We start from the raw sequence: 21512 nt of genomic DNA, 5'->3' as shown, positions 1-21512 counted from the left end.
CTATAAATAGCAATAAAAAAATGGCGGTGACTCAAGGCACCCCCACTTTTCTATTACACGTTTTCTGCCAATCGAATCATCGTATTTTTTTCTTCGATATCAAACCCTTCATCTTTCACTGGATAGGCTGCTGATGTACCAATTTTTTCAGCAAAATCCATTTCGACATCTGGTCGATAGGAAGCTTCAACTTGTCGAACAAAGTGAAACTGCTCGATTTTTGTTTTTTTGCTTTCGTATTCTTCTTCGTTCAAATACATGACCACGTATTTCATTTTGCGTGACACATAATGAACGAAGCCAAAACGACGCAAATTTTTTAGTTGACGTAGGCTGTAGACCCATACGATCAATCCTCGACGCTTCTGCATCGTAAAAGGCGTTTTATCCTCGTGCATGACAATTTCCTCCACAACTTGATTTTGATTGAAAAAAAGGACTTCCAGCATCCACTTTGACAGTTGGTGAAAAACACGTAGAAATCGCTACGGTCAGTTCATCCAGCAAACGCTGCAGCTGCGTTTCACTCCAGCGGTACTCGCTCACTTGCTCATTGAGATCCAGCTGTCGCTTAGCTGTGCGCATCGCACGCTTTTTCTCTTTGAAATCAGGGGCATATGCGCCGTACGCTTCAATTCTTTCAAAATCCAGCTTTTTTTCTAAAAACGTTCGCATCAATTCCTGAGCAACAGGATCTTGATGCATGGTTTGTTTCGCTATTTGATAGTTTCTACACGTTTCACTCGCTTTGATTGCCGTCACAAGTGAATCGATTTGATCTTCAATCTCGAAAAAGGCTTCATCGTAAATCATCTGATGTACTATCCTCGGTCCCTTCTACATCTTCTTGCACTAAGACTACCATATTTGCTTCAGAAAAAGCAATTCCTATCTTTTCTGATTGTTCATGGGTCAAACGTTCAGTAAATCTTAGGTTACTGAACCAAGATAAAATAGTAAAGGTTGGATCATAGACAGGCGCTTCAAAAATCGAAGCAGAAGCCTCTAACTCCTTCGCTGCTAATAACTCCTGCCACTCATCGTTCGTCAAAACAAAATTACTCGTTTTTTCCGAAGAAAGAGCACGTTGATAGGAATGGATGCGTTGAGAGGTCAAATGATCCGATAGATTATTCGTCAAATCCGCTAAAAGTCCGACCGCATCTTGATGCGTCTGGGTATCTTGTACAAAGCTTTCCAAACCGATTTGATTACGAAGCTTATCAATAATGACAAAGGCTAACGTCTCTTTTTCAAGATCAGCTTGTGCTTGGTCAATCGTTTGCGAAACTTGAAACAGCGGTCGTTCTCCTTCTGTCAAGGGATAGGGCGCTAACTTAAGCAGGGTCGTCTGATCCAAATAAGTGATCGCCTGCAGTTGAGCCGTCTCTTGATCAAAGAATAAAACAGCAAATGTCCCATTATCAAACGCTACTAAGGGTCGGTAGTTCATATCTTCTTCCATCAATTCAAAACTGATGGTGCGATCATTTTGTGTCAAGGTAAAATTTGGATAAATCATGGTCAGCTCAGTCAAGTCAGTCAAGGTCATGCCCATTGCAAAGGGCGCTAGGGAAGATCCCCCGGCGCCGATCACTTTGATTGCCTGCACACTCTCACCATCAGTATTGATCTCAACATATTGCTGATCGTCTAATTGATTGTAGACCCGAATTTCAAACTCGTAGCCCGAGCGATACGTTTGAACTGGAAGCCCGTAGATTTCTTCAAAATCAGAAACAGGCTCCCCAATCAATTCAGCTAATCCTTGGGCTGCGATTGGTTCATAATTCATGGTCGTTGGTGCTTTGATTGGGTTCTCGATCGTCATTCTTGAATCTGAAGCGTTTTGCATGAATACTGGCTGCAAATACACGATTATCAGGGCTAGGACAAATAAGCCGCAAAATAATAATCCCCTTCGCTTCATCTGCTGATCGACTCCTTATTTTTCTTTGACTTCAATCAGAAGGTCTCCTGACTGGATTGGTTCCCCATCGGTTACGTAAACATGCTCAACTACACCAGAGAAGCGAGCTTCGACGGAAGTTTCCATCTTCATCGCTTCAGTGACCATCAACGTCTGTCCACGTGCCACTCGATCACCTTTTTTGACTAATACTTCTAAAACTGAACCACTCATGGAGGCACCGATTTGTTCTTTGTTCGTTGGCTCTGCTTTGCGTTTTGTTTGAACAGAACTGATGATCGAACTATCTTTCACAACGATTTCTCGTCGTTGACCGTTTAAGTTAAAGAAGAGGGTCCGATTGCCTTCGATATCTGGTTCACCGATTTCATCGAGACGAATGATCAAGATTTTGCCTTTTTCTAATTCGACATTGATCGTTTCGCCTAAGCGCATACCATTAAAGAAGGTTGGTGTATCAAGGACTTTTACATCGGCAAACTGCTCATACGCTTTTCGATAATCAAGGAAGACTTGCGGATACATCAAGTAGCTCAAGACTTCTTCGTGTTTTGGTTCATAGCCGATTTTTTCGGCTAGTTCTTGTTTCACTACGGCAAAATCAACTGGTTTGGCAAAGGCTCCTGGACGTTCCGTAAAGGCTGGGCGTCCTTTTAAGATAATGCGTTGCAATTCTTTCGGGAAACCACCGACTGGCTGACCTAACTCGCCTTGGAAGAAGGTGATCACTGATTCTGGGAAACTCAATGTATCGCCTTTTTCAAAAATATCTTTTTCTGACAAGCCATTTTGTACCATGAAGAGCGCCATATCGCCCACGACTTTCGAAGAAGGTGTCACTTTCACGATGTCTCCAAACATCATATTGACTTCATGATACATTTCTTTGATTTCATCCCATTTTTCGCCTAAACCAACGGCTTTGGCTTGTTGCTGGAGATTGGTATATTGTCCTCCTGGCATCTCATGCTTGTACACTTCCGTTTGAGGGGCGTTCAAGCCATTTTCAAAGGAATGATAGTACATGCGGACATCTTCCCAATAGTGATTCAATTGTTGGATATTATCCACATTGATCTCTGGGCAACGCTCGCCGTTTAAAAGAGCATAATACAAACTACTCATACTTGGCTGACTCGTTGCGCCACTGATAGCTGACATAGCGACATCCACGATATCAACGCCAGCTTTGGTAGCTGCTGAGTAAGTGATAATCCCATTCCCGCTGGTATCATGCGTGTGCAGATGGATCGGTACATCGATCGTATCTTTTAACTCACTGATCAAACGATAAGCCGCTTGCGGTTTTAATAATCCAGCCATATCCTTGATCGCAATAATATGGGCACCAAGATTTTGCAATTCTTTTGCCATATCTTTGTAATATTGTACCGAATATTTTTGGCGGGATGGATCATTGATATCCCCTGTATAACAAATCGTCGCTTCTGCAATTTTCCCCGTATCACGAACAGCTTGGATACTTTTCTCCATTTGTGGGACCCAGTTCAAACTATCAAAGATTCGGAATACATCGATTCCTTGTGCCGCAGATTCTTTGATGAATTCTTCCAAAACATTGTCTGGATAATTGGAATACCCGACAGCGTTGGAGCCTCTAAACAACATTTGTAAGAGTGTATTCGGCATTTTTTTCCTGAACATCCGCAATCTTTCCCATGGATCTTCTGTTAAGAAACGGTACGCAACGTCAAAGGTTGCCCCACCCCACATTTCACTTGAGAACAATTGTGGTAGGCCAGCTTCCGTCATCGCGGCAATTTTCTTAAAGTCATGGGTTCTTACACGAGTTGCCAACAAACTTTGATGGGCATCTCGGAAGGTTGTATCCGTCAGTAAGACATTCTTTTGTTGACCGATCCATTCAACGACACCCTCGGCACCTTTCGTATCTAAAATATTTTTGGCGCTGACAAAATCAGGCGTTGCTTGGATGTGTTGTGGCATCCGTGGTTCATTGTAGAAAGGTTTCTTTTGTTTTTCGATTCCCGGGAATCCATTGATCGTGATTTCACCGATATACTTCATGGTTTTGTTTCCACGGTCACGAATCCGAGGGAAATTGAATAGTTCTGGCGTATTGTCGATAAAGGTGGTTTTGGCTTCCCCTGAACGAAAGGCTGGATGAGAAACAACATTACGCATAAAGAGAATGTTTGTTTTCACACCACGTATTCGGAATTCTTTCAGACAGCGCATCATTTTTTGAATTGCTTGGTCGAACGAAGCAGCATGCGTACAGACTTTTACAAGTAGCGAGTCGAAATAAGGGGTTACCACTGCACCGGCATAAGCATTTCCGACATCTAAACGAACCCCAAACCCACCTGGAGAGCGGTAGGTATCGATCTTACCAGTATCTGGCATAAAATTATTCGCTGGATCTTCTGTCGTCACGCGACATTGGATCGCAACACCCTCAAAGCGAATGTCTTTTTGTTCAGGAATTCCGATTTCTTTATGCAAGTCTTTGCCTTGTGCAATCAAAATTTGTGTCGTCACGATGTCTAAATTGGTGATCATTTCAGTGATCGTATGTTCCACTTGGACCCGTGGGTTTACTTCGATAAAGTAGAATTTGTCGCCCTCTACTAAAAATTCCACGGTTCCAGCATTGATATAGCCGACATGCTTCATTAGTTGAACGGCTGCTTGGCATATTTTTTCCCGTTGTTCATCAGTCATTGACACACAAGGTGCCACCTCGACTACTTTTTGGTGGCGGCGCTGAACCGAGCAATCACGTTCAAATAAGTGAACGACGTTTCCGTGCGTATCTCCTAAAATTTGGACTTCAATATGTTTTGGATTACTAATGTATTTTTCAACGTAGACTTCATCGCTACCAAATGCCGCTTTGGCTTCACTTTTGGCACGTTCGTAGCCGTCTCTTGCTTCTTTTTCATCATGAGCGACACGCATGCCTCGCCCACCGCCCCCAAGGGCTGCTTTGATCATGATTGGATAATCATGTTCGTTTGCAAAAGCTAAAACGTCATCGATCGATGCAACTGGACCGTCAGAGCCAGGAATCGATTGAATCCCTGCCTCGATCGCTGCTGCTTTTGCTTTGATCTTGTCGCCAAAAATATCTAAATGATGGGTGGATGGTCCGATGAAAATCAAACCTTCTTCTTCACAGCGTTGAGCAAATCCCAGATTTTCTGATAAAAAGCCGTATCCAGGATGGATTCCTTCGGCACCGGCCTTTTTCGCCGTGCGAATGATATCTTCAATGTCTAAATACGCATCGATCGGACGTTTGCCTTTCCCTACTAAATACGCTTCGTCTGCTTTAAAGCGATGGACGGAGTATTCATCCTCCGCAGCATAAATTCCGACAGTTTTGATCCCAAGTTCTGCACATGCGCGGAAGACACGGATCGCGATTTCTCCACGATTGGCAACAAGAATTTTCTTCATCTAATCCACTCCATTCAATTGATCAATAATTCAAATAAACCTGTTTCCTCTTTTCTTCGGCACTGATATTTAACACAAAACCGATACAAATCGATAGCATCAGCAAGCTTGATCCACCTTGACTTAGAAATGGGAAAGTAATTCCCGTCAACGGGATCAAACCAGTGATTCCACCTAAGTTGATAAAAATCTGAGACATAAATAATGTCCCTATCCCTATACACATCATGGAATTAAAGGGATCTCTTGAACGGATACCGACAAGAAAGATCCGTCCCACCATATAGAACAAAACACCTAAAATGATGATCGATGGAATCAGCCCTAATTCTTCCATAACGATCGAAAATATATAATCGGTGTGCGCTTCGTTTAAGAAGCCACGTTTTTGGATACTATTTCCAAGCCCGCGCCCGAACAGCCCACCGTTGAACATTGCGTAATACCCATTCACCATTTGATGACCTGTATTGTATTCATCAGCAAACGGGTTCAAAAAAGATGAAAAACGACTATAGACATAGTCGGGTAAAAGCTTACCACCGGTTAGATTCACAAACAAGACGATCAACATACTACCGATAATACCTGCCACACCTAATATTAAGGTATACAGGTAATTCAATCCGCTAGACAATAACACGACAAATGCCAGCAACATAACGATTACAGCATTCCCTAAGTCGGGATAAAGTGCCATGATCCCGGTGTAGACAAAAACGATTCCGATTGGACGCCAAACCGTTTTCCAAAATTCTTGTTGGATACCTTTTTGACGATAAGATAGCGTCACCGATAAAAACCAAATCACAATAAACTTTAAATACTCTGCTGGTTGAATGGAAAAGCCAGCAATCGATAACCAACCGAGTGCCCCATTTCTTCTTGGGAAAAAGAAGGCAGCGATCAATAAGAACAAGATGACGATCATGGCGATCTGGACAAATTTTTTGTTCCGAAAAACATCCGTTTTCATTTTATACATGACAGTGATCGCTATTAGGCTCACCAACCAAAATAATGTTTGATTGATGACGTAAGAAGCAGCTGTGGTCGGTTGTGTGGCGGTCATCGCAACGTAAGATGTGGAACTATAAACCATCATCAAGCCCGTGACACACATAACAATATATGGTAATAAAATACTATAATCTAATAAATGTCTTTTCTTTACTTTCTCTGGCAAGTTTATGCCTCCTTGCCGATGTCAGGTGTCCGCTGGTCCTCGTAGACCTCGCTATACAATTGGTTCAAATCTTTTTCAAGATCCGCCATCAATTGCTGTCCTGTTTGATTATCAACGATCCCCAAGCGGATCGCAAATGCCACTTGTCGTGATAGACCATACATCTGGGTATCAACCACTTCTTCAAATGCTTTGCATTGTGCGATACATAAACTATTTTCTTGGTTTCGGATCAGCTTTTTGATTCGTTCTGCGTCATCTCTCAGCAGATCAAGCGCTTTTGTAGAATCGATTTGCTCCATTCCGGTCCCCCCCATTTCTTCGTTTCACCATTATAGCATATTCTTATTCGCTTTTGCATCCATAGATTGGATAGAAATACGGAAATAACGAACTTTAATGAGCATATATTCGAAAAGTTCGCTTTTTGATGATTATCATTCGTGTTTTGGAAATTTTATTCGTTTTATTTATATGATCCGCGCCCGATCTCGTGAAACAAAGGCAGACCGTGAAACACTTTATAAAAAACGTCCTTTACTAAAATTTAAGAAAAGCTATTCTATCAAGTATTCGAAAAAAAATCGGTGCCTGCTTTTCCACAATTACGTTTTAAAAAAAGAACAGGTCCAAAAGTCCCTGTTCTTTCAACTCGCATGAAAAGAAAAATCGTTTACTTTGTTTCGTCGCCGATCTTGCCATCCCCATTTATGTCCTCATCGGAAAGACGTTCGACTTCTTTAATAAAACCTTCGCTCATCTCTTGATAATTTTGCTCACCAACGACCGCATCGTCAGGGATTTGATCGACATTTGCAAAAAACTCAATATGATTGTGTAGGTTTTCAAAGCGCATAGGAGCATCTCCGCCGTATTCGCCATCAAGGTTGATCATTAAACGATTGACCTGTTCTGGTGCGTCTACTTCAAGAAAAGATGTTTTCGTATAAATCAGACGACGATCGTTGATGTGTTTTCCACCATTCATCATTAAAGCAACTAAGTGGACGATCTCAAAAATATTGGCCGTTTTGACAATGATCAACGAAAATTTCCCATCGTCAAGCTTTGCATCAGGCGCAATCTGTTCAAAGCCCCCCACTGAATTCGTCAGCCCTAAAAAGAACATCGACGCTCCGCCAATGTATTCTCCGTCTTCATACTTTAGATGCATTTTGATTGGTTTGACACGAGGGAGTAATTCCGCTCCTTTTGCTAGATAAGCTAAGTAGCCAAAAACACTTTTCAGTTCAGAAGGAACATCGTAGGTCAATTCCGTTAAGTGCCCACCAGCAGCAATGTTGATAAAATACGTGTTGGGTGTTTTTCCGACATCCATTTTCACTGTCTGCTGCTTCAAAATCACTTCCGCAGCTGCTTTGATATCCGTACGGGGAATCTTTAGTGCTCGTGCGTAGTCATTGGTCGTGCCTCCAGGAATGATCGCCATTTTTGGTCGCTTTTCTAAAGGAGCGATCCCATTGACGACTTCATTGATCGTGCCATCCCCACCGGCAGCTACCACCAAATCAAAACCAGCTTCGCCGGCTCTTCTTGCTTCATCACGAGCGGAAAATGGCGCAGCGGTCGTGGCAAATGCACTCGCCTCATAACCGCCAGTTTCCAAAACATCTAAAATATCTGCTAAGTTTTTTCGAATCAATTCTTTCCCAGATGTCGGGTTGTAGATTACTCTTGCTCTTTTCATCGCTTGCCTCTTATCGCTTTGCTAGTTCTTCTTGCAACAGCTTGTTCACAACACCTGGATTCGCTTGTCCTTTGGTTGCTTTCATGATTTGACCAACTAAGAAACCGACTGCGCGGTCTTTTCCGTTTTTGAAGTCATCGACGGATTGTTGGTTGTTATCTAATACTTCATTGATCATTGGTAGTAATTGCGCAGGATCTGATAATTGGATCAATCCTTTGGCTTTTACGACTTCTTCAGCGTCACCGCCGTTTGTGATCAACTCTTTGAAGACTTTTTTCGCAATCTTCGAACTGATCGTGCCATCGGCGATCAAACGAATCATTCCCGCTAAATTGTCTGGGGTTAATTTCGTTTCTGGCAGTTCCAATTTCTCGCTGTTCAGATACGCTGAAACTTCACCCATCAACCAGTTAGAAGCTTGTTTAGGATCAGCACCAGCATCGATGGTTTTTTCAAAGAAATCGGACATTTCTTTTGATAAAGTCAAGACCATTGCATCATATTCTGGTAAGCCCAATTCAGAGATGTAACGGGCACGACGTTTTTGCGGCATTTCTGGCAAGCTTTGACGTACACGTTCGATCCATTCATCATCGATCACAAACCGTGGGATATCTGGTTCTGGGAAGTAACGATAATCAGAAGAACCTTCTTTGACACGCATCAATAAGGTTTTGCTGGTTGCTTCATCAAAACGTCGAGTTTCTTGTTGGATCTCGCCTCCAGAAAGCAATACTTTGGCTTGGCGTTTTTCTTCAAATGCCAACCCTTTTTTCACGAAGGACATAGAGTTTAAGTTTTTCAGTTCTGTTTTTGTTCCGAATTGTTCTTGGCCGTAAGGTCGCAACGAAATATTCGCATCACAACGCATGGAACCTTCTTCCATCTTCACATCGGATACTTCTGTAAACAAGATGATTGAACGCAACGCTTCTAGATACGCATATGCTTCTTCTGGTGAACGCATATCCGCTTCGGAAACGATCTCGATCAAAGGGGTTCCTTGACGATTTAGATCAACATAAGAATAACCTCCTTTGCCGTGCATGTTTTTCCCAGCATCTTCTTCCAAATGAACTCGCTCGATGCGAATCTTTTTCTTTTTGCCTTCCACTTCGATCTCGATCCACCCATCATGACCGATCGGTTGATCGAATTGCGAAATTTGATACGCTTTTGGATTGTCGGGATAGAAATAGTTTTTGCGGTCGAAATGCGTTTCTTTTGAGATTTCACAATTCAGCGCAAGCGCAGCTTTCATCCCAAATTCGATAGCCGCTTTGTTCATTACTGGTAAAACACCTGGATAGCCCCAGTCGATCACATTCGTGTTGCTATTTGGTTCAGCGCCAAAGTGAGCAGGTGCTGGAGAAAAAATCTTTGATTCTGTTTTTAATTCTACGTGGACTTCAAGCCCAATGACTGTTTCGAAGTTCATGCCTTATCCCCTCCTAAAATCACTGGTTTTTTCGTGTGGAAATCAGTTGCTTGTTCAAAGGCATACGCCGCTTTATACATGGTTGCTTCATCAAAATGTTTCCCAATGATCTGCAAGCCGACTGGCAGTCCTTCAGAAAAACCTGCTGGGATCGACATCCCTGGCAGTCCTGCTAAGTTCACAGGAATGGTTAAAATATCATTCAAGTACATGGTGATCGGATCATTGATGTTTTCTCCAATACCAAATGCTACCGTTGGGGAAGCTGGGCCAATGATCAAGTCGTATTGGCTGAAGACCTTATCGAAATCTTGTTTGATCAACGTCCGTACTTGACCGGCTTTTTTGAAGTAGGCATCGTAGTAGCCAGCACTTAGTGAAAACGTACCTAACATGATCCGGCGTTTTACTTCTTCCCCGAATCCTTCACTGCGAGAATTGACATAGACATCTTCTAGATTGCTGACATTTTCTGAACGGAAACCATAACGAATACCGTCAAAACGTTGCAAATTAGAACTTGCTTCAGAAGAAGCGATGATATAGTAAACGGCTACCCCGTATTTTGAGTGTGGCAAGCTGACTTCTTCCACAGTCGCTCCTAACGCACGGAAAGTGTCCGCTGCTTTTAAGATTGCTTCTCGAACGCCTGCTTGGATCCCTTCACCTAAGTATTCTTTTGGCAAAGCGACTTTCATACCTTTGATATCACCCGTCAAACCTGCTGTAAAATCAGGAACAGCAGCGCCTGCTGACGTACTATCTTTCGCATCAAACCCACTGATGGCATTTAATGCAAAGGCATTGTCTTTCACACCACGCGTCATCGGACCAATTTGATCTAAAGATGATGCAAACGCGATCAGACCAAAACGAGAAACCCGTCCGTAGGTTGGCTTCATCCCGACGATCCCATTGAAAGCTGCTGGTTGACGAATCGAACCACCCGTATCGCTACCTAATGATAGGGGGACTTGTCCAGCTGCAACGGCAGCTGCCGAGCCACCTGATGAACCACCAGGTACTTTTGTTTCGTCCCAAGCGTTTTTCGTTTTCTTAAAGAACGACGTTTCGGTACTTGCGCCCATGGCAAATTCATCCATATTTAACTTACCAACTGGAATCATGTCCGCTTGGTAAACTTTGTCCATAACGGTCGCATCGTAAATTGGATCAAAATTACCTAAGATTTTTGAAGCAGCTGTTGTCCGCAAATCTTTGGTAACGATGTTGTCTTTGATTCCAATTGGAATTCCCGCCAACACATTGCTTTCAGTGATGCCTTTTTGATCGATGGCTTGTGCCAATTCCTGCGCTTTTTCTTCATTCAACGCTAGAAACGCATCGACTTTCGGCTCTGTTTCTTTAATGCGAGCAAAGGTTTCGCTCGTTAAGTCTGTTGCAGTAATTTCCTTTGACACTAATAAGCTGTGTAATTCTTCTAAGCTTTTTTTATATAATTCAGTCATTAGGCACCCGCCTCCCCATTATCAATGATTGCAGGCACTTTGATAAAGCCTTCTTCGGATTCTGGAACATTTTTCATTAATTCATCACGGTCCCAGCCGCCGGTCGTTACATCTTCACGCATCACGTTAATCGTTTCTGCGACATTCGATGTGAATGGTACTCCTGTGGTGTCCACTTCTTCAAGTGTTTCAACCATATCAATAATTTTCCCTAGCTGAGAGGTAAACTCATGTAATTCATCGTCTGAGAATGAAAGTTTTGCTAGTTTGGCAACATGTTTGACTTGTTCTTCGCTGATCGCCATAAAATCCTCCTCTTTCTCGTATCCGTAATCTACGTTTACGTTTTTCCAATGTATTGTATCATTTTTTTAACAAATCATGAAATAGAATTTGAAAATTATCAAATATAATTGCAAATAAAAGCAGAAATCATTTCTTTCCTCGTAGTGCAGGGAAGAAATGATTTCAATTAGACAAGAAAAAACAACTGCTTCTCGTCTTTGACAATGCTTAAAGGTTATTGATCTGCCGAATGACTGCCTTCGATCGCAGCCACCATTTGAGCTTCATCCCAAACGGTGACACCTAGGGATTGTGCTTTGGTCAGTTTGCTGCCTGCCTCTTCCCCAGCAACAACGATATCGGTCTTTTTCGATACACTCCCTGTTACCTTCCCACCGAGATTTTCAATTCGTTCCTTGGCTTCTTCACGAGTGAAGTGACTTAATTTTCCTGTTAAAACGACGGTTTTCTCTTTAAATGGTGATTCGACGTCTTCCAACTGTTCATTTCTAAGCCCCAAATAAGCAAAGTTGACACCCGCTCTTTCAAGTTCATCTAACAGGTCGTGAACTTCTTGATTGTCAAAATACGTGACGACACTTTCAGCAATCGTTGCGCCGATAGCTTCTAGCGAAATGATTTCTTCTTCCTTGGCTTTGCTGAGCGCCCGCAGATCACCGAAATGTTCTGCTAAAATCCGAGCCGCTTTCGCACCGACATGACGGATGCCTAGCCCAAAAATCAAACGTTCAACCGAATTTCCTTTACTTTGATGAATCGCCCGCAACAGGTTATTGGCTGATTTCTCTTTGATTTTATCAAGGGTCAACAATTGTTCTTCTGTTAAAAAGTACAAGTCGGCCACATCTTTAACTAAGGATTTATCGAACATTTGCTCTAAAACACGGGGCCCTAAACCGTCAATGTTCATAGCATTCCGTGAAACGAAATGGCTGAGTCCTTCTTTGATCTGTGCTAGACACTTTGGATTGATACAACGCAAGGCAACTTCTTCATCTAAATGGATCAGCTCACTCCCACATTCGGGACAATGTGTAGGCGATTCAAAGGGTTGACTTGCTTCTGTTCGTTTTTCTTCCAAGACTTTCGCAACCTCTGGAATAATGTCCCCCGCCTTATAGATGATGACCGAATCGCCAATGCGGATGTCTTTCATTTTAATGAAATCTACATTATGGAGACTGGCACGGCTGACCGTCGTTCCAGCAACACGAACAGGGGTCATCACAGCGGTCGGTGTCACAACACCCGTCCGTCCCACGGTCCATTCGATCGTTTCGATCACTGTTTCCGCTTCTTCCGGTGGAAACTTATATGCTGCCGCCCATCGGGGTGCTTTTACGGTAAAGCCTAGCGCATCTTGATCTTTGAAATTATTGACTTTGATGACTACGCCGTCAATCTCATAGGGAAGCTCACTGCGCTTGTCATGAAACTCTTCGATATATGCCCAAACCTCATCGATGGTGTGACACACTCTGCGTTCGTGATTTGTACGAAAGCCTAATTGATCCAGTTCATTCAATGCTGAAAATTGATCATTGGCTTCAATTGGTCCAAAGTCAGCTAGTGTGTACAAGAAGGTGCTTAAGTTTCTTTGGGCTGCGATCCGTGTGTCTAATTGTCGCAAGCTTCCAGCCGCTGCGTTTCTAGGATTGGCAAAAACTTCCGCCCCTTCTTCTTCTCGCTGTTGATTCAATTTCAAAAACGAAGCCTTTGGCATATAGCATTCGCCACGAACTTCCAACGAGATCGGTTCTTTTAATTTCAGTGGAATCGATTTGACGGTCTTTAGGTTTTCTGTAATGTTTTCACCTACCGTACCATCTCCTCGAGTTGCTCCACGAACAAAGCGCCCTTCTTCATATTTCAAGGAAATTGACAATCCATCGATCTTTAACTCGCAGACATAATCTACCGCTTTCCCCAGTGCTTTTTGAACACGGGCATCAAAAGCCACGATTCCTTCTTTGTCAAAGACATCGTTCAGGCTATACAGCGGAATATCATGCGTGACCTTTTCAAAGCCAGGTAAAATGATACCGCCTACTCGTTGGGTGGGTGAGTCTTCGGTTACTAGCTGCGGATAATTGGTTTCAATTTCAACCAGTTCTGCATATAGCTGATCATAGTGATAATCTTCCACGGAAGGCTGATCTTTTACATAGTATTCGTAAGCATACTGATTTAATTGTGTGCGCAGCTCTTCTGCTCGTGATTGGATTTCTTTTGAAGGGACATCCATCCTAATATCCTCCTTATTTTTCAACTTTTTCAATCGGCGCAAAGGCCACCAACAATCGTTTGACGCCTTGTTGTGGGAACGCCACATCTAATTCAACATCTTGCGCGCTGCCAGTCGTCCGAACGACGGTACCGATTCCCCATTTTTTATGTTGAACTTTCTCGCCTACTTGCCAAGTATTACCAGCTGCAGAAGTCTGTTGTTTAGAAGCGACGGTCGTTTGACGCGGTTGTGTATAGCTCGGTTTGAACACTTTTGGTTGAAACGGTGCAGCAGCTTTCGGCTGTGAACGCTCGCCTAATGATTGCAGCAGATCTTGTTCGATCTCTTCGATAAACCGAGACGGACGATTGTATTGGGTCCGACCGTATAATGTTCTGGAAAAAGCGTTGGTCATAAAGAGCTCTTCCTCGGCACGAGTGATTCCCACGTAAGCAAGGCGCCGTTCTTCTTCGAGCTCGCTTTCTTCCATTAAGGCACGAGAAAGCGGGAAGATATTTTCTTCCAACCCAATCAAAAATACCACTGGAAACTCTAGTCCTTTTGCAGCATGCAAGGTCATCAAAGTCACTTGACTACTTTCTTCTTCATAACTATCGACGTCTGACAATAAAGCTAAGTCATTTAAGAAAACACTCAACTTCTCATCTGGTGCATCTGCATCGTCTTCGTTTTGCGCCTCAAATCGTTTGTCGAATTCTTGGGTAACCGATAAAAATTCTTCCAAGTTTTCAAGTCTAGCTTGTGCTTCTAAATTATTCTGGTTGACTAACTCTTGACGATAACCCGTTTTTTCTAATATTTCTTTCGTCAGTTCGGTTACTGATAGGTAAGGAACCATCTGGGCGAAGCCATCCATCATCATCCCAAAGCTCCCTAATTCTTTGCCAGCCTTTCCAGAAATATTCGCTAACTCGACGTTCATGGCTGCTTCTAACAATGACCATTCATGAAGATTCGCAAACGCTCGTAGTTTCTCGACGGATGTCGCACCGATCCCACGTTTCGGTACATTGATGATACGCTCTAAGCTGATGGAATCTCGCGGATTGGCGATCGCCGATAAATAGGCCAAAATATCACGGATTTCTTTGCGGTCATAGAATTTTCTGCCGCCGACCATCGTATAAGGAACGTTGGCTTTTAAAAGCATTTCTTCAATGATCCGTGACTGGGCATTGGTCCGATACAATATCGCAAAATCACCGAATTTACGGTTCTTTTCTGCAATTTGTTTTTGCATTTCACTGACGATAAATCGCGCTTCATCTCGTTCACTATCCCCGCGATAATAAGTGATCTTTTCCCCATCATGATTTTCTGTCCATAGATTTTTATCTGGACGGTTGCGGTTATTTTTGATTACTTGGTTTGCCGCATTTAAAATCGTTTGCGTTGAACGATAGTTTTGCTCTAACAAAATCGTTGCGGCATCTGGATAGTCCTTTTCAAAGTCTAAAATATTTTGCATGTTGGCACCACGCCAACCGTAAATACTTTGGTCCGCATCCCCAACAACACAAAGATTTCGAAAACGAGCGGCCAATAAATTGACCAGCGTGTATTGGGCGTGGTTGGTATCTTGGTATTCATCGACATGGATATAGTGGAATTTCCGTTGATAAAATTGCAGCGCATCTTCATTGTCTTGGAAGAGGCGGATCGTATTCATGATTAAATCATCGAAGTCCATGCATTGATTATTGCGCAGCTCTTTTTGATATTTTTCATAACAACGACCTACGATCTGCTCAAATAGACTACCTTCCATGGCTTGGTAAACTTCAGGTGTCAACAGCTCGTTCTTGGCATGAGAGATCGTTCCCAAAATAGAACGAGGATCATATTTTTTGGGATCGATATTCAATTCTTTTAATACCCGTTTCATCAGTGTATTTTGCTCAGAAGAGTCAATGATGGTAAAATTCTTCGAATAGCCAATACGATCAACGTCCCTGCGCAAGATTCTGACACACATCGAGTGGAAGGTTGAAACCCAAACGTCTTCTCCACCCGATCCTAATAGTTGACTGACCCGTTCCTTCATTTCACGTGCCGCTTTATTGGTAAATGTGATGGCTAAAATATTCCATGGATTCACATTTTTTTCTTCTATTAAATAGGCGATTCGGTGGGTTAGGACACGGGTCTTCCCGCTTCCTGCACCTGCCATCAGCAGCAACGGTCCTTCCGTATGCATAACGGCTTCTTTTTGCCGTGGGTTCATGCGTTCAAGTAATTCACTTTTGGATGACATGATTTTAAACATCCTTTCTTTCTCAATCTTCTCAATTATAGCATTATCCGGGAAAGGGGAAAACCGAACGCTTTGAAAACTTTTAATTAAAAGCGCTTTGATTTTTTCCCTTACGATTCATGCGATTTTTTCAAGAGAAAGCAGGCTTGATTTGTTTACATAATAAAAAGGCTGTAAACCTACCAGCCTTTTTATTCGTTGAAGATTTTGGTTAACTAAAGTACTTCTCCACTAGTTTTTCATTTACATAAATCGAGACTTGCCCATCATTGACCGGGAAAACACCTTTTCCGGTATCATCTAAAACAACTTTTGCTTCATTGTTTCTCAATATATCCACGAATGTCTCTCCACCATGGATCGCACTGATAGTCATTTCTTTTTCCGCTCCTTGGGCATTGGTCATCACGACCGCTAATCCAGAAAGCTCATGTTCATAATCGCCAGTTAATACCCAGCCAATGCAATTAGGATCATCGAAATAATCGACTTGATTCCCGAATGCAAGCTTCTCCCGAAGTTTCAGCATATGGACCAGCGCATCCCCGACAGGGGCGATTTCTTGCGCGGGAATCCCAAATAAATCCCCCCAGAAAACTACTGGTACGCCAGCTTTACGTAAAAGGATCAATGAATAGGCATGGACTTTGAACCATCCGTCTATCCAAGATTGTAAACTTTGCCCAACCTGCGTGTCATGATTATCCACAAAAGTCACTGCATAATCTTCGCGAGCGGCGGTCAACGTCCCTGCAAAAATTTGGCTCATATCGTATTCGCCATTTGAGTGAGATGCTTCATATAAATTGTAGTGCAATGGCACATCAAATAAATAAATCAAATTTCCTGAAGAATCTAAATACTCTTCTAATTTTGGCAGATCCCCTGACCAATATTCTCCGACAACAAATAGCGGTTTGCCTTTTTCCTCGCGTCGGTTTAAGATCCAATCCGCGTAATAGTTAAACTCAATGTGTTTGACCGCATCTAGTCGATACCCGTCAACGCCGGTCAGTTCTTGGTACCATTGGCCCCATTTATTGAGTTGTTCCACTGTTTCGGGATTTTCCATGTCCAAATCACAACCCATTAAGTAGTCGTAATTGCCCATCTCATCATCCACTTGGTTTTCCCAGCCCTTATCAGCGAAGTTAAAAATCCCGTGGTCTTTGTTGCGGTCATCATAATCGACACCAGAAAAATTATGCCACGTCCAAACGTAATCATTGTACGTCCCCTGACGTCCTGGGAATGTGAACTTGGTCCAAGCTTCGATTTCTTCCTCATCACTGATCGGTTCATTACGGTTTTCGGTATTGTATTTAACCGCTGGAACGACTTCTTTTTCATCGGCACCAATCAAGTGATTGAAAACGATGTCGGCATAAACCTCTATTCCTTGTTCTTGCAGTGCTTTGATGGCTTCTAGGTATTCATCCTTTGTCCCATATTTTGTTGGCACCGACCCCTTTTGATCGAATTCGCCTAGATCATAATAATCATAGACACCATACCCAACGTCTTCGGACCCAGCTGTCCCTTTATAGGCAGGCGGCAGCCAAATTGCGGTAAATCCATACTCTTTGATTTCTTTACTCATTTCTTTCAATTTGTTCCAGTGCTGGCTATCTGCCGGCAGGTCCCATTCGAACCCTTGTAAAATGACTTTGTTATTCATTTATTTATCCCCCCTTACTTCAATTAAGCCAAATAATAGTAAAAATTGTCAAATATAAGGATAGCTATTAAATCAAAATGACGGTTATCACGACCGTTTATGACCGATTCCATTTATTCACGCTTTCATTTTGAATGTTTTTTACTGTTTATGATTGATTTTGAACGAATCATATGGTATCATGGCAGGTGAAGAGGTGATGAAAATGCTTACAGAGGAGCGTCATCAAGCGATTTTGGCACGATTGGAACAAGAAGAGATCGTCAAGGTCAGTGAACTGATTCAACTGTTGGATGCTTCAGAATCAACGATCCGTCGAGACCTGCAAGAGTTGGAAGACAAAGGATTTTTAGTCAGAATTCACGGTGGAGCCAAGAAAAGTCAGCAATTAGGCTTCGAACCAAACATGTCAGAAAAAACGGCGAAGTTTCAAACGGAAAAACAAAAGATAGCAAGAGCAGCTGCCCAGACGATCAAAAATGGTGAAGTCATTTACTTAGATGCTGGCACAACGACCCTCGAAATGATTCCTTTCCTATCGGCTATCACAGGCCTTAAGGTGGTCACAAACTCCGTCAAACACGCTTCCCTATTGATCGATCACGGGATCGACACCATGATTTTAGGGGGAACCATTAAGATATCGACGAACGCTGTGTTAGGGATCAATGCTGGTGAGCAACTGCGAAAACTACGCTTTAATCGTTGCTTTATGGGCATGAACGGGGCTCATTCTGAGGCTGGATTCACAACACCTGATCCTGAAGAAGCCCTGATCAAGCAGATCGCTTTAGAGCACAGTCAACAAGCCTATGTCTTGCTAGACCATTCCAAATTTCAGCAAACGACTTTTGCTCAAGTTGCTTTTATCGAAGGTGCGACGATCATCACCGATTATTGCCCGAAAAACTATTTAGCGAAATTCAGAGCAAAAACAACCATTATGGAGGTAATACAATGATTTACACAGTAACACTCAATCCATCGATCGACTTTATCGTCCATGTCGATCATTTGGAAATCGGCGCCCTTAATCGAATGAAACAAGACTTTAAACTACCTGGCGGCAAAGGAATCAATGTCTCACGGATTTTGAAACGCATCGGCATCGCCTCGACTGCCCTTGGTTTCGTTGGCGGATTTACTGGTCGTTTTATTGAAGAGTGGCTGACCAAAGAGGAAATCAACAGCAACTTTACCCAAGTCGCTGCGGACACACGAATCAATATCAAACTAAAATCCGGCGAAGAAACAGAAATCAACGGTCTAGGTCCAGTTATTCGCCAGCAAGAAATTGCTGAATTGAAACACCAATTAGCCACTCTTTCTGCCGAAGACATCGTCATCCTATCAGGAAGTAAACCAGCTGGTCTTCCAACCGACTTTTATAAAGAATTGATCAAAATCGTTAAAGAAGCGGGTGCGGAATTTGTCATTGATACGACCGGCGCGGAACTTTTTGATGCTTTATCCGATCAGCCTTTGCTGATCAAACCAAATAATCATGAATTAGCCGAACTTTATGAAACTTCTTTTTCAACAATCGAAGATATTTTGCCTTATGGTCAAAGAATGCTAAAGGATGGCGCTAAAAATGTCATTGTCTCTCTAGGCGGCGATGGCGCCCTGCTCTTTACTGGCAATGAGATCTATCGATCCAATGTGTTGAAACGACCTTTGAAAAATTCAGTCGGCGCTGGAGATTCCATGATTGCTGGATTCATTGGGCGTTATGCAAAGACCAAAGATGTGATTGAAGCATTCAAATGGGGAGTCGCTTGTGGCAGTGCCACTGCGTTTTCAGATGATTTAGCTGAGGCGTCATTTATCGAAGAATTACTACCGGAAGTCATAATTGAACAAGTGAATCTATAGGAGGATGGAAAAAATGAAAATCAATGAGTTGATGCTGAAAGATGCCATGATCATGGACTTACAAGCAACAGACAAAAAAGGTGCCATTGATGAAATGGTAGCAAAATTATATGCTGTCGGACGAATTTCAGATATCGAGGTCTACAAAGAAGGAATTCTTGCCCGAGAAGCTCAAACATCAACAGGGCTAGGTGACGGCATCGCAATGCCTCATGCCAAAAACAGTGCGGTCAAAGAAGCGACGGTCTTATTCGCAAAAAGTAATGCGGGTGTTGACTATGAGGCGTTAGATGGACAACCAACGTACCTCTTCTTTATGATCGCAGCACCAGAAGGAGCAAATGATACTCATTTACAAGCATTAGCAGCGCTATCTCGCTTGTTGATCGATCCAGATTTTGTTGCTAAATTAAAAACAGCGACGACTGCTGATCAAGTACAGCAACTTTTCTCAGAAGCTGAGGCACAGCAAGAAGCCGATGCTTTAGCAGAAGAAGCGGCAAACCAAGAAGCAGCACCTGCTAGCGAACGTCCCTATATCGTCGCAGTTACAGCTTGCCCGACAGGAATCGCCCATACCTACATGGCAGAAGATGCTTTGAAAAAGAAAGCCAAAGAGCTGGGTGTTGACATCAAAGTCGAAACAAATGGTTCAGAAGGAATCAAAAATCGTCTAACAGAAGCTGATATCGCCCGAGCTACTGGTGTAATCGTAGCTGCTGATAAAAAAGTAGAAATGGATCGCTTTGACGGCAAACATTTAGTAAACCGTCCTGTCAGTGATGGTATCCGTAAAACCGAGCAACTAATCAATGAAGCAATGAGCGGTACTGCTCCTGTTTTTCATGGTAGCGGCCAAGCTTCTGATAAAGAGGACGCTTCTGCTGATGGTTCAGTCGGTCAACGAATCTATAAAGATTTGATGAATGGTGTTTCTCATATGCTGCCATTTGTTATTGCCGGTGGAATCATGATCGCTATTTCCTTCATGGTGGACCAGTTCATGGGTGTCCCTCAAGATGCCTTGAGTCAATTAGGAAACTACAACCAAGCAGCTTCTTGGTTCAATCAAATCGGTAGCGCGGCATTTGGTTTTATGCTACCTGTCTTAGCTGGATTTATCGCTTCAAGTATCAGTGACCGACCTGGATTGATCGTCGGTTTTGCAGCAGGTGCGTTAGCAAATACAGGTGGTGCTGGTTTCTTAGGTGCCTTGATCGGCGGTTTCTTAGCTGGTTACGTCATCAAGTTCTTACGTTCATTATTCAAAGGCTTACCAAAATCATTAGAAGGAATCAAAACGATCCTCTTCTACCCTGTTTTCGGCCTATTGATCACTGGCTTCTTGATGTTACTGATCAACGTGCCAATGAAAGCTATCAACGACGGTTTGAACAGCTTCTTGACTGGCTTAAGTGGTACCAACGCAGCTTTACTTGGCGCTTTGTTAGCAGCGATGATGGCAGCCGATCTAGGCGGCCCAATCAACAAAGCCGCTTATGTTTTTGGTACTGCAACATTGGCAACGACCGTTGCTGAAGGTGGTAGCGTCGTGATGGCATCTGTAATGGCGGGCGGAATGGTTCCTCCATTAGCAATCTTTGTCGCAACGTTATTGTTCAAAAATAAATTTACAAAAGACCAAAAAGAAGCAGGTTTGACAAATATCGTCATGGGGCTGTCCTTCGTCACAGAAGGTGCGATTCCATTTGCAGCAGCAGATCCACTGCGAGCGATCCCAAGCTTTATCGTCGGTTCTGCCCTGACTGGTGCACTTGTCGGTGCCTTTGATATCCAATTGATGGCGCCACATGGTGGGATCTTCGTTGTCCTATTATTATCTAAACCAATTTTGTTCTTGCTATTCATCTTGATCGGTGCGATCGTTTCTGGCGTCGTATTCGGTTTGTTGAAAAAAGCGCCTGAGCAAACAGCTTAATTGAAAAGACCCACAAGATCCTCGTGATCTTGCG

Annotated in this window: 16 protein-coding genes; 3 read left to right on the top strand and 13 right to left on the bottom strand. The window is 42.9% G+C overall.

Annotated features, from left to right (window positions below):
- Positions 1-53 precede the first annotated feature (53 nt).
- The 13 genes from IGI96_RS15720 to IGI96_RS15660 all read right to left on the bottom strand — a co-directional run bounded on the left by IGI96_RS15720 (position 54) and on the right by IGI96_RS15660 (position 17664).
- Positions 54-398, bottom strand: a complete 345-nt coding sequence (locus IGI96_RS15720) for a YlbG family protein (protein ID WP_005225986.1) — start codon at positions 396-398, stop codon at positions 54-56.
- Positions 385-813, bottom strand: a complete 429-nt coding sequence (locus IGI96_RS15715; protein WP_005225985.1) for a YlbF family regulator — start codon at positions 811-813, stop codon at positions 385-387. The genes IGI96_RS15720 and IGI96_RS15715 overlap by 14 nt, the downstream gene beginning before the upstream one ends.
- Entirely contained in the window at positions 800-1930 is a 1131-nt protein-coding gene (locus IGI96_RS15710) for a CAP-associated domain-containing protein (RefSeq protein WP_438785339.1), read from the bottom strand. The genes IGI96_RS15715 and IGI96_RS15710 overlap by 14 nt, the downstream gene beginning before the upstream one ends.
- A gap of 15 nt (positions 1931-1945) precedes the next feature.
- Complete coding sequence (locus IGI96_RS15705) at positions 1946-5374, bottom strand: pyruvate carboxylase (RefSeq protein ID WP_115232269.1); 3429 nt, start codon at positions 5372-5374, stop codon at positions 1946-1948.
- A gap of 22 nt (positions 5375-5396) precedes the next feature.
- Positions 5397-6560, bottom strand: coding sequence for an FtsW/RodA/SpoVE family cell cycle protein (locus tag IGI96_RS15700; protein WP_005225982.1), 1164 nt, complete (start codon positions 6558-6560; stop codon positions 5397-5399).
- A gap of 2 nt (positions 6561-6562) precedes the next feature.
- On the bottom strand, positions 6563-6862 hold the full coding sequence (locus tag IGI96_RS15695) for a YlaN family protein (protein ID WP_010748186.1): 300 nt from the start codon (positions 6860-6862) through the stop codon (positions 6563-6565).
- A 371-nt stretch (positions 6863-7233) separates the two neighbouring features.
- The gene (locus tag IGI96_RS15690; RefSeq protein ID WP_010748185.1) at positions 7234-8268 is read right to left on the bottom strand and encodes a diacylglycerol kinase; all 1035 of its coding nucleotides are present in this window, start codon (positions 8266-8268) and stop codon (positions 7234-7236) included.
- A gap of 10 nt (positions 8269-8278) precedes the next feature.
- The gene (gatB, locus tag IGI96_RS15685) at positions 8279-9709 is read right to left on the bottom strand and encodes an Asp-tRNA(Asn)/Glu-tRNA(Gln) amidotransferase subunit GatB (protein ID WP_005225979.1); all 1431 of its coding nucleotides are present in this window, start codon (positions 9707-9709) and stop codon (positions 8279-8281) included.
- The gene (gene gatA, locus IGI96_RS15680) at positions 9706-11178 is read right to left on the bottom strand and encodes an Asp-tRNA(Asn)/Glu-tRNA(Gln) amidotransferase subunit GatA (protein ID WP_010748184.1); all 1473 of its coding nucleotides are present in this window, start codon (positions 11176-11178) and stop codon (positions 9706-9708) included. The genes gatB and gatA overlap by 4 nt, the downstream gene beginning before the upstream one ends.
- A complete protein-coding gene (gene gatC, locus IGI96_RS15675) occupies positions 11178-11483 on the bottom strand; it encodes an Asp-tRNA(Asn)/Glu-tRNA(Gln) amidotransferase subunit GatC (RefSeq protein WP_005225977.1) in 306 nt (101 codons plus the stop codon). The genes gatA and gatC overlap by 1 nt, the downstream gene beginning before the upstream one ends.
- A gap of 215 nt (positions 11484-11698) precedes the next feature.
- Positions 11699-13729, bottom strand: coding sequence for an NAD-dependent DNA ligase LigA (ligA, locus tag IGI96_RS15670; protein ID WP_438785338.1), 2031 nt, complete (start codon positions 13727-13729; stop codon positions 11699-11701).
- 13 nt (positions 13730-13742) lie between these two features.
- On the bottom strand, positions 13743-15986 hold the full coding sequence (gene pcrA, locus IGI96_RS15665) for a DNA helicase PcrA (RefSeq protein WP_438785337.1): 2244 nt from the start codon (positions 15984-15986) through the stop codon (positions 13743-13745).
- Between the two features lie 211 nt (positions 15987-16197).
- A complete protein-coding gene (locus IGI96_RS15660) occupies positions 16198-17664 on the bottom strand; it encodes an alpha-amylase (RefSeq protein WP_015509620.1) in 1467 nt (488 codons plus the stop codon).
- 205 nt (positions 17665-17869) lie between these two features.
- Between IGI96_RS15660 and IGI96_RS15655 the strand changes: the two genes are divergently transcribed.
- From IGI96_RS15655 to IGI96_RS15645, 3 genes are read left to right on the top strand one after another with little or no spacing between them, the layout of a single operon-like run.
- Positions 17870-18625 carry a DeoR/GlpR family DNA-binding transcription regulator gene (locus IGI96_RS15655; RefSeq protein ID WP_005225973.1) on the top strand — a complete coding sequence of 252 codons (756 nt, stop codon included), beginning with the start codon at positions 17870-17872 and terminating at the stop codon, positions 18623-18625.
- Positions 18622-19539 (top strand): 1-phosphofructokinase, encoded by a 918-nt coding sequence (pfkB, locus tag IGI96_RS15650; protein WP_271773341.1) that lies wholly within the window; start codon positions 18622-18624, stop codon positions 19537-19539. The genes IGI96_RS15655 and pfkB overlap by 4 nt, the downstream gene beginning before the upstream one ends.
- 13 nt (positions 19540-19552) lie before the next feature.
- Positions 19553-21478, top strand: coding sequence for a PTS fructose transporter subunit IIABC (locus IGI96_RS15645; protein WP_010748178.1), 1926 nt, complete (start codon positions 19553-19555; stop codon positions 21476-21478).
- The last annotated feature ends 34 nt before the right edge of the window (positions 21479-21512 follow it).

The sequence above is a fragment of the Enterococcus sp. DIV0421 genome (assembly GCF_051713745.1).
In the GTDB taxonomy this organism is placed as follows: Bacteria; Bacillota; Bacilli; order Lactobacillales; family Enterococcaceae; genus Enterococcus_D; species Enterococcus_D casseliflavus.
This window is presented reverse-complemented; position numbering and strand designations above follow the sequence as displayed.

Bases quoted from the DNA above. Each gene is read 5' to 3' on its own strand.
- IGI96_RS15720 (WP_005225986.1), bottom strand. From the start codon at position 398: ATGCACGAGGATAAAACGCCTTTTACGATGCAGAAGCGTCGAGGATTG.
- IGI96_RS15715 (WP_005225985.1), bottom strand. From the start codon at position 813: ATGATTTACGATGAAGCCTTTTTCGAGATTGAAGATCAAATCGATTCA.
- IGI96_RS15710 (WP_438785339.1), bottom strand. From the start codon at position 1,930: ATGAAGCGAAGGGGATTATTATTTTGCGGCTTATTTGTCCTAGCCCTG.
- IGI96_RS15705 (WP_115232269.1), bottom strand. From the start codon at position 5,374: ATGAAGAAAATTCTTGTTGCCAATCGTGGAGAAATCGCGATCCGTGTC.
- IGI96_RS15695 (WP_010748186.1), bottom strand. From the start codon at position 6,862: ATGGAGCAAATCGATTCTACAAAAGCGCTTGATCTGCTGAGAGATGAC.
- IGI96_RS15690 (WP_010748185.1), bottom strand. From the start codon at position 8,268: ATGAAAAGAGCAAGAGTAATCTACAACCCGACATCTGGGAAAGAATTG.
- gatB (WP_005225979.1), bottom strand. From the start codon at position 9,709: ATGAACTTCGAAACAGTCATTGGGCTTGAAGTCCACGTAGAATTAAAA.
- gatA (WP_010748184.1), bottom strand. From the start codon at position 11,178: ATGACTGAATTATATAAAAAAAGCTTAGAAGAATTACACAGCTTATTA.
- gatC (WP_005225977.1), bottom strand. From the start codon at position 11,483: ATGGCGATCAGCGAAGAACAAGTCAAACATGTTGCCAAACTAGCAAAA.
- ligA (WP_438785338.1), bottom strand. From the start codon at position 13,729: ATGGATGTCCCTTCAAAAGAAATCCAATCACGAGCAGAAGAGCTGCGC.
- pcrA (WP_438785337.1), bottom strand. From the start codon at position 15,986: ATGTCATCCAAAAGTGAATTACTTGAACGCATGAACCCACGGCAAAAA.
- IGI96_RS15660 (WP_015509620.1), bottom strand. From the start codon at position 17,664: ATGAATAACAAAGTCATTTTACAAGGGTTCGAATGGGACCTGCCGGCA.
- IGI96_RS15655 (WP_005225973.1), top strand. From the start codon at position 17,870: ATGCTTACAGAGGAGCGTCATCAAGCGATTTTGGCACGATTGGAACAA.
- pfkB (WP_271773341.1), top strand. From the start codon at position 18,622: ATGATTTACACAGTAACACTCAATCCATCGATCGACTTTATCGTCCAT.
- IGI96_RS15645 (WP_010748178.1), top strand. From the start codon at position 19,553: ATGAAAATCAATGAGTTGATGCTGAAAGATGCCATGATCATGGACTTA.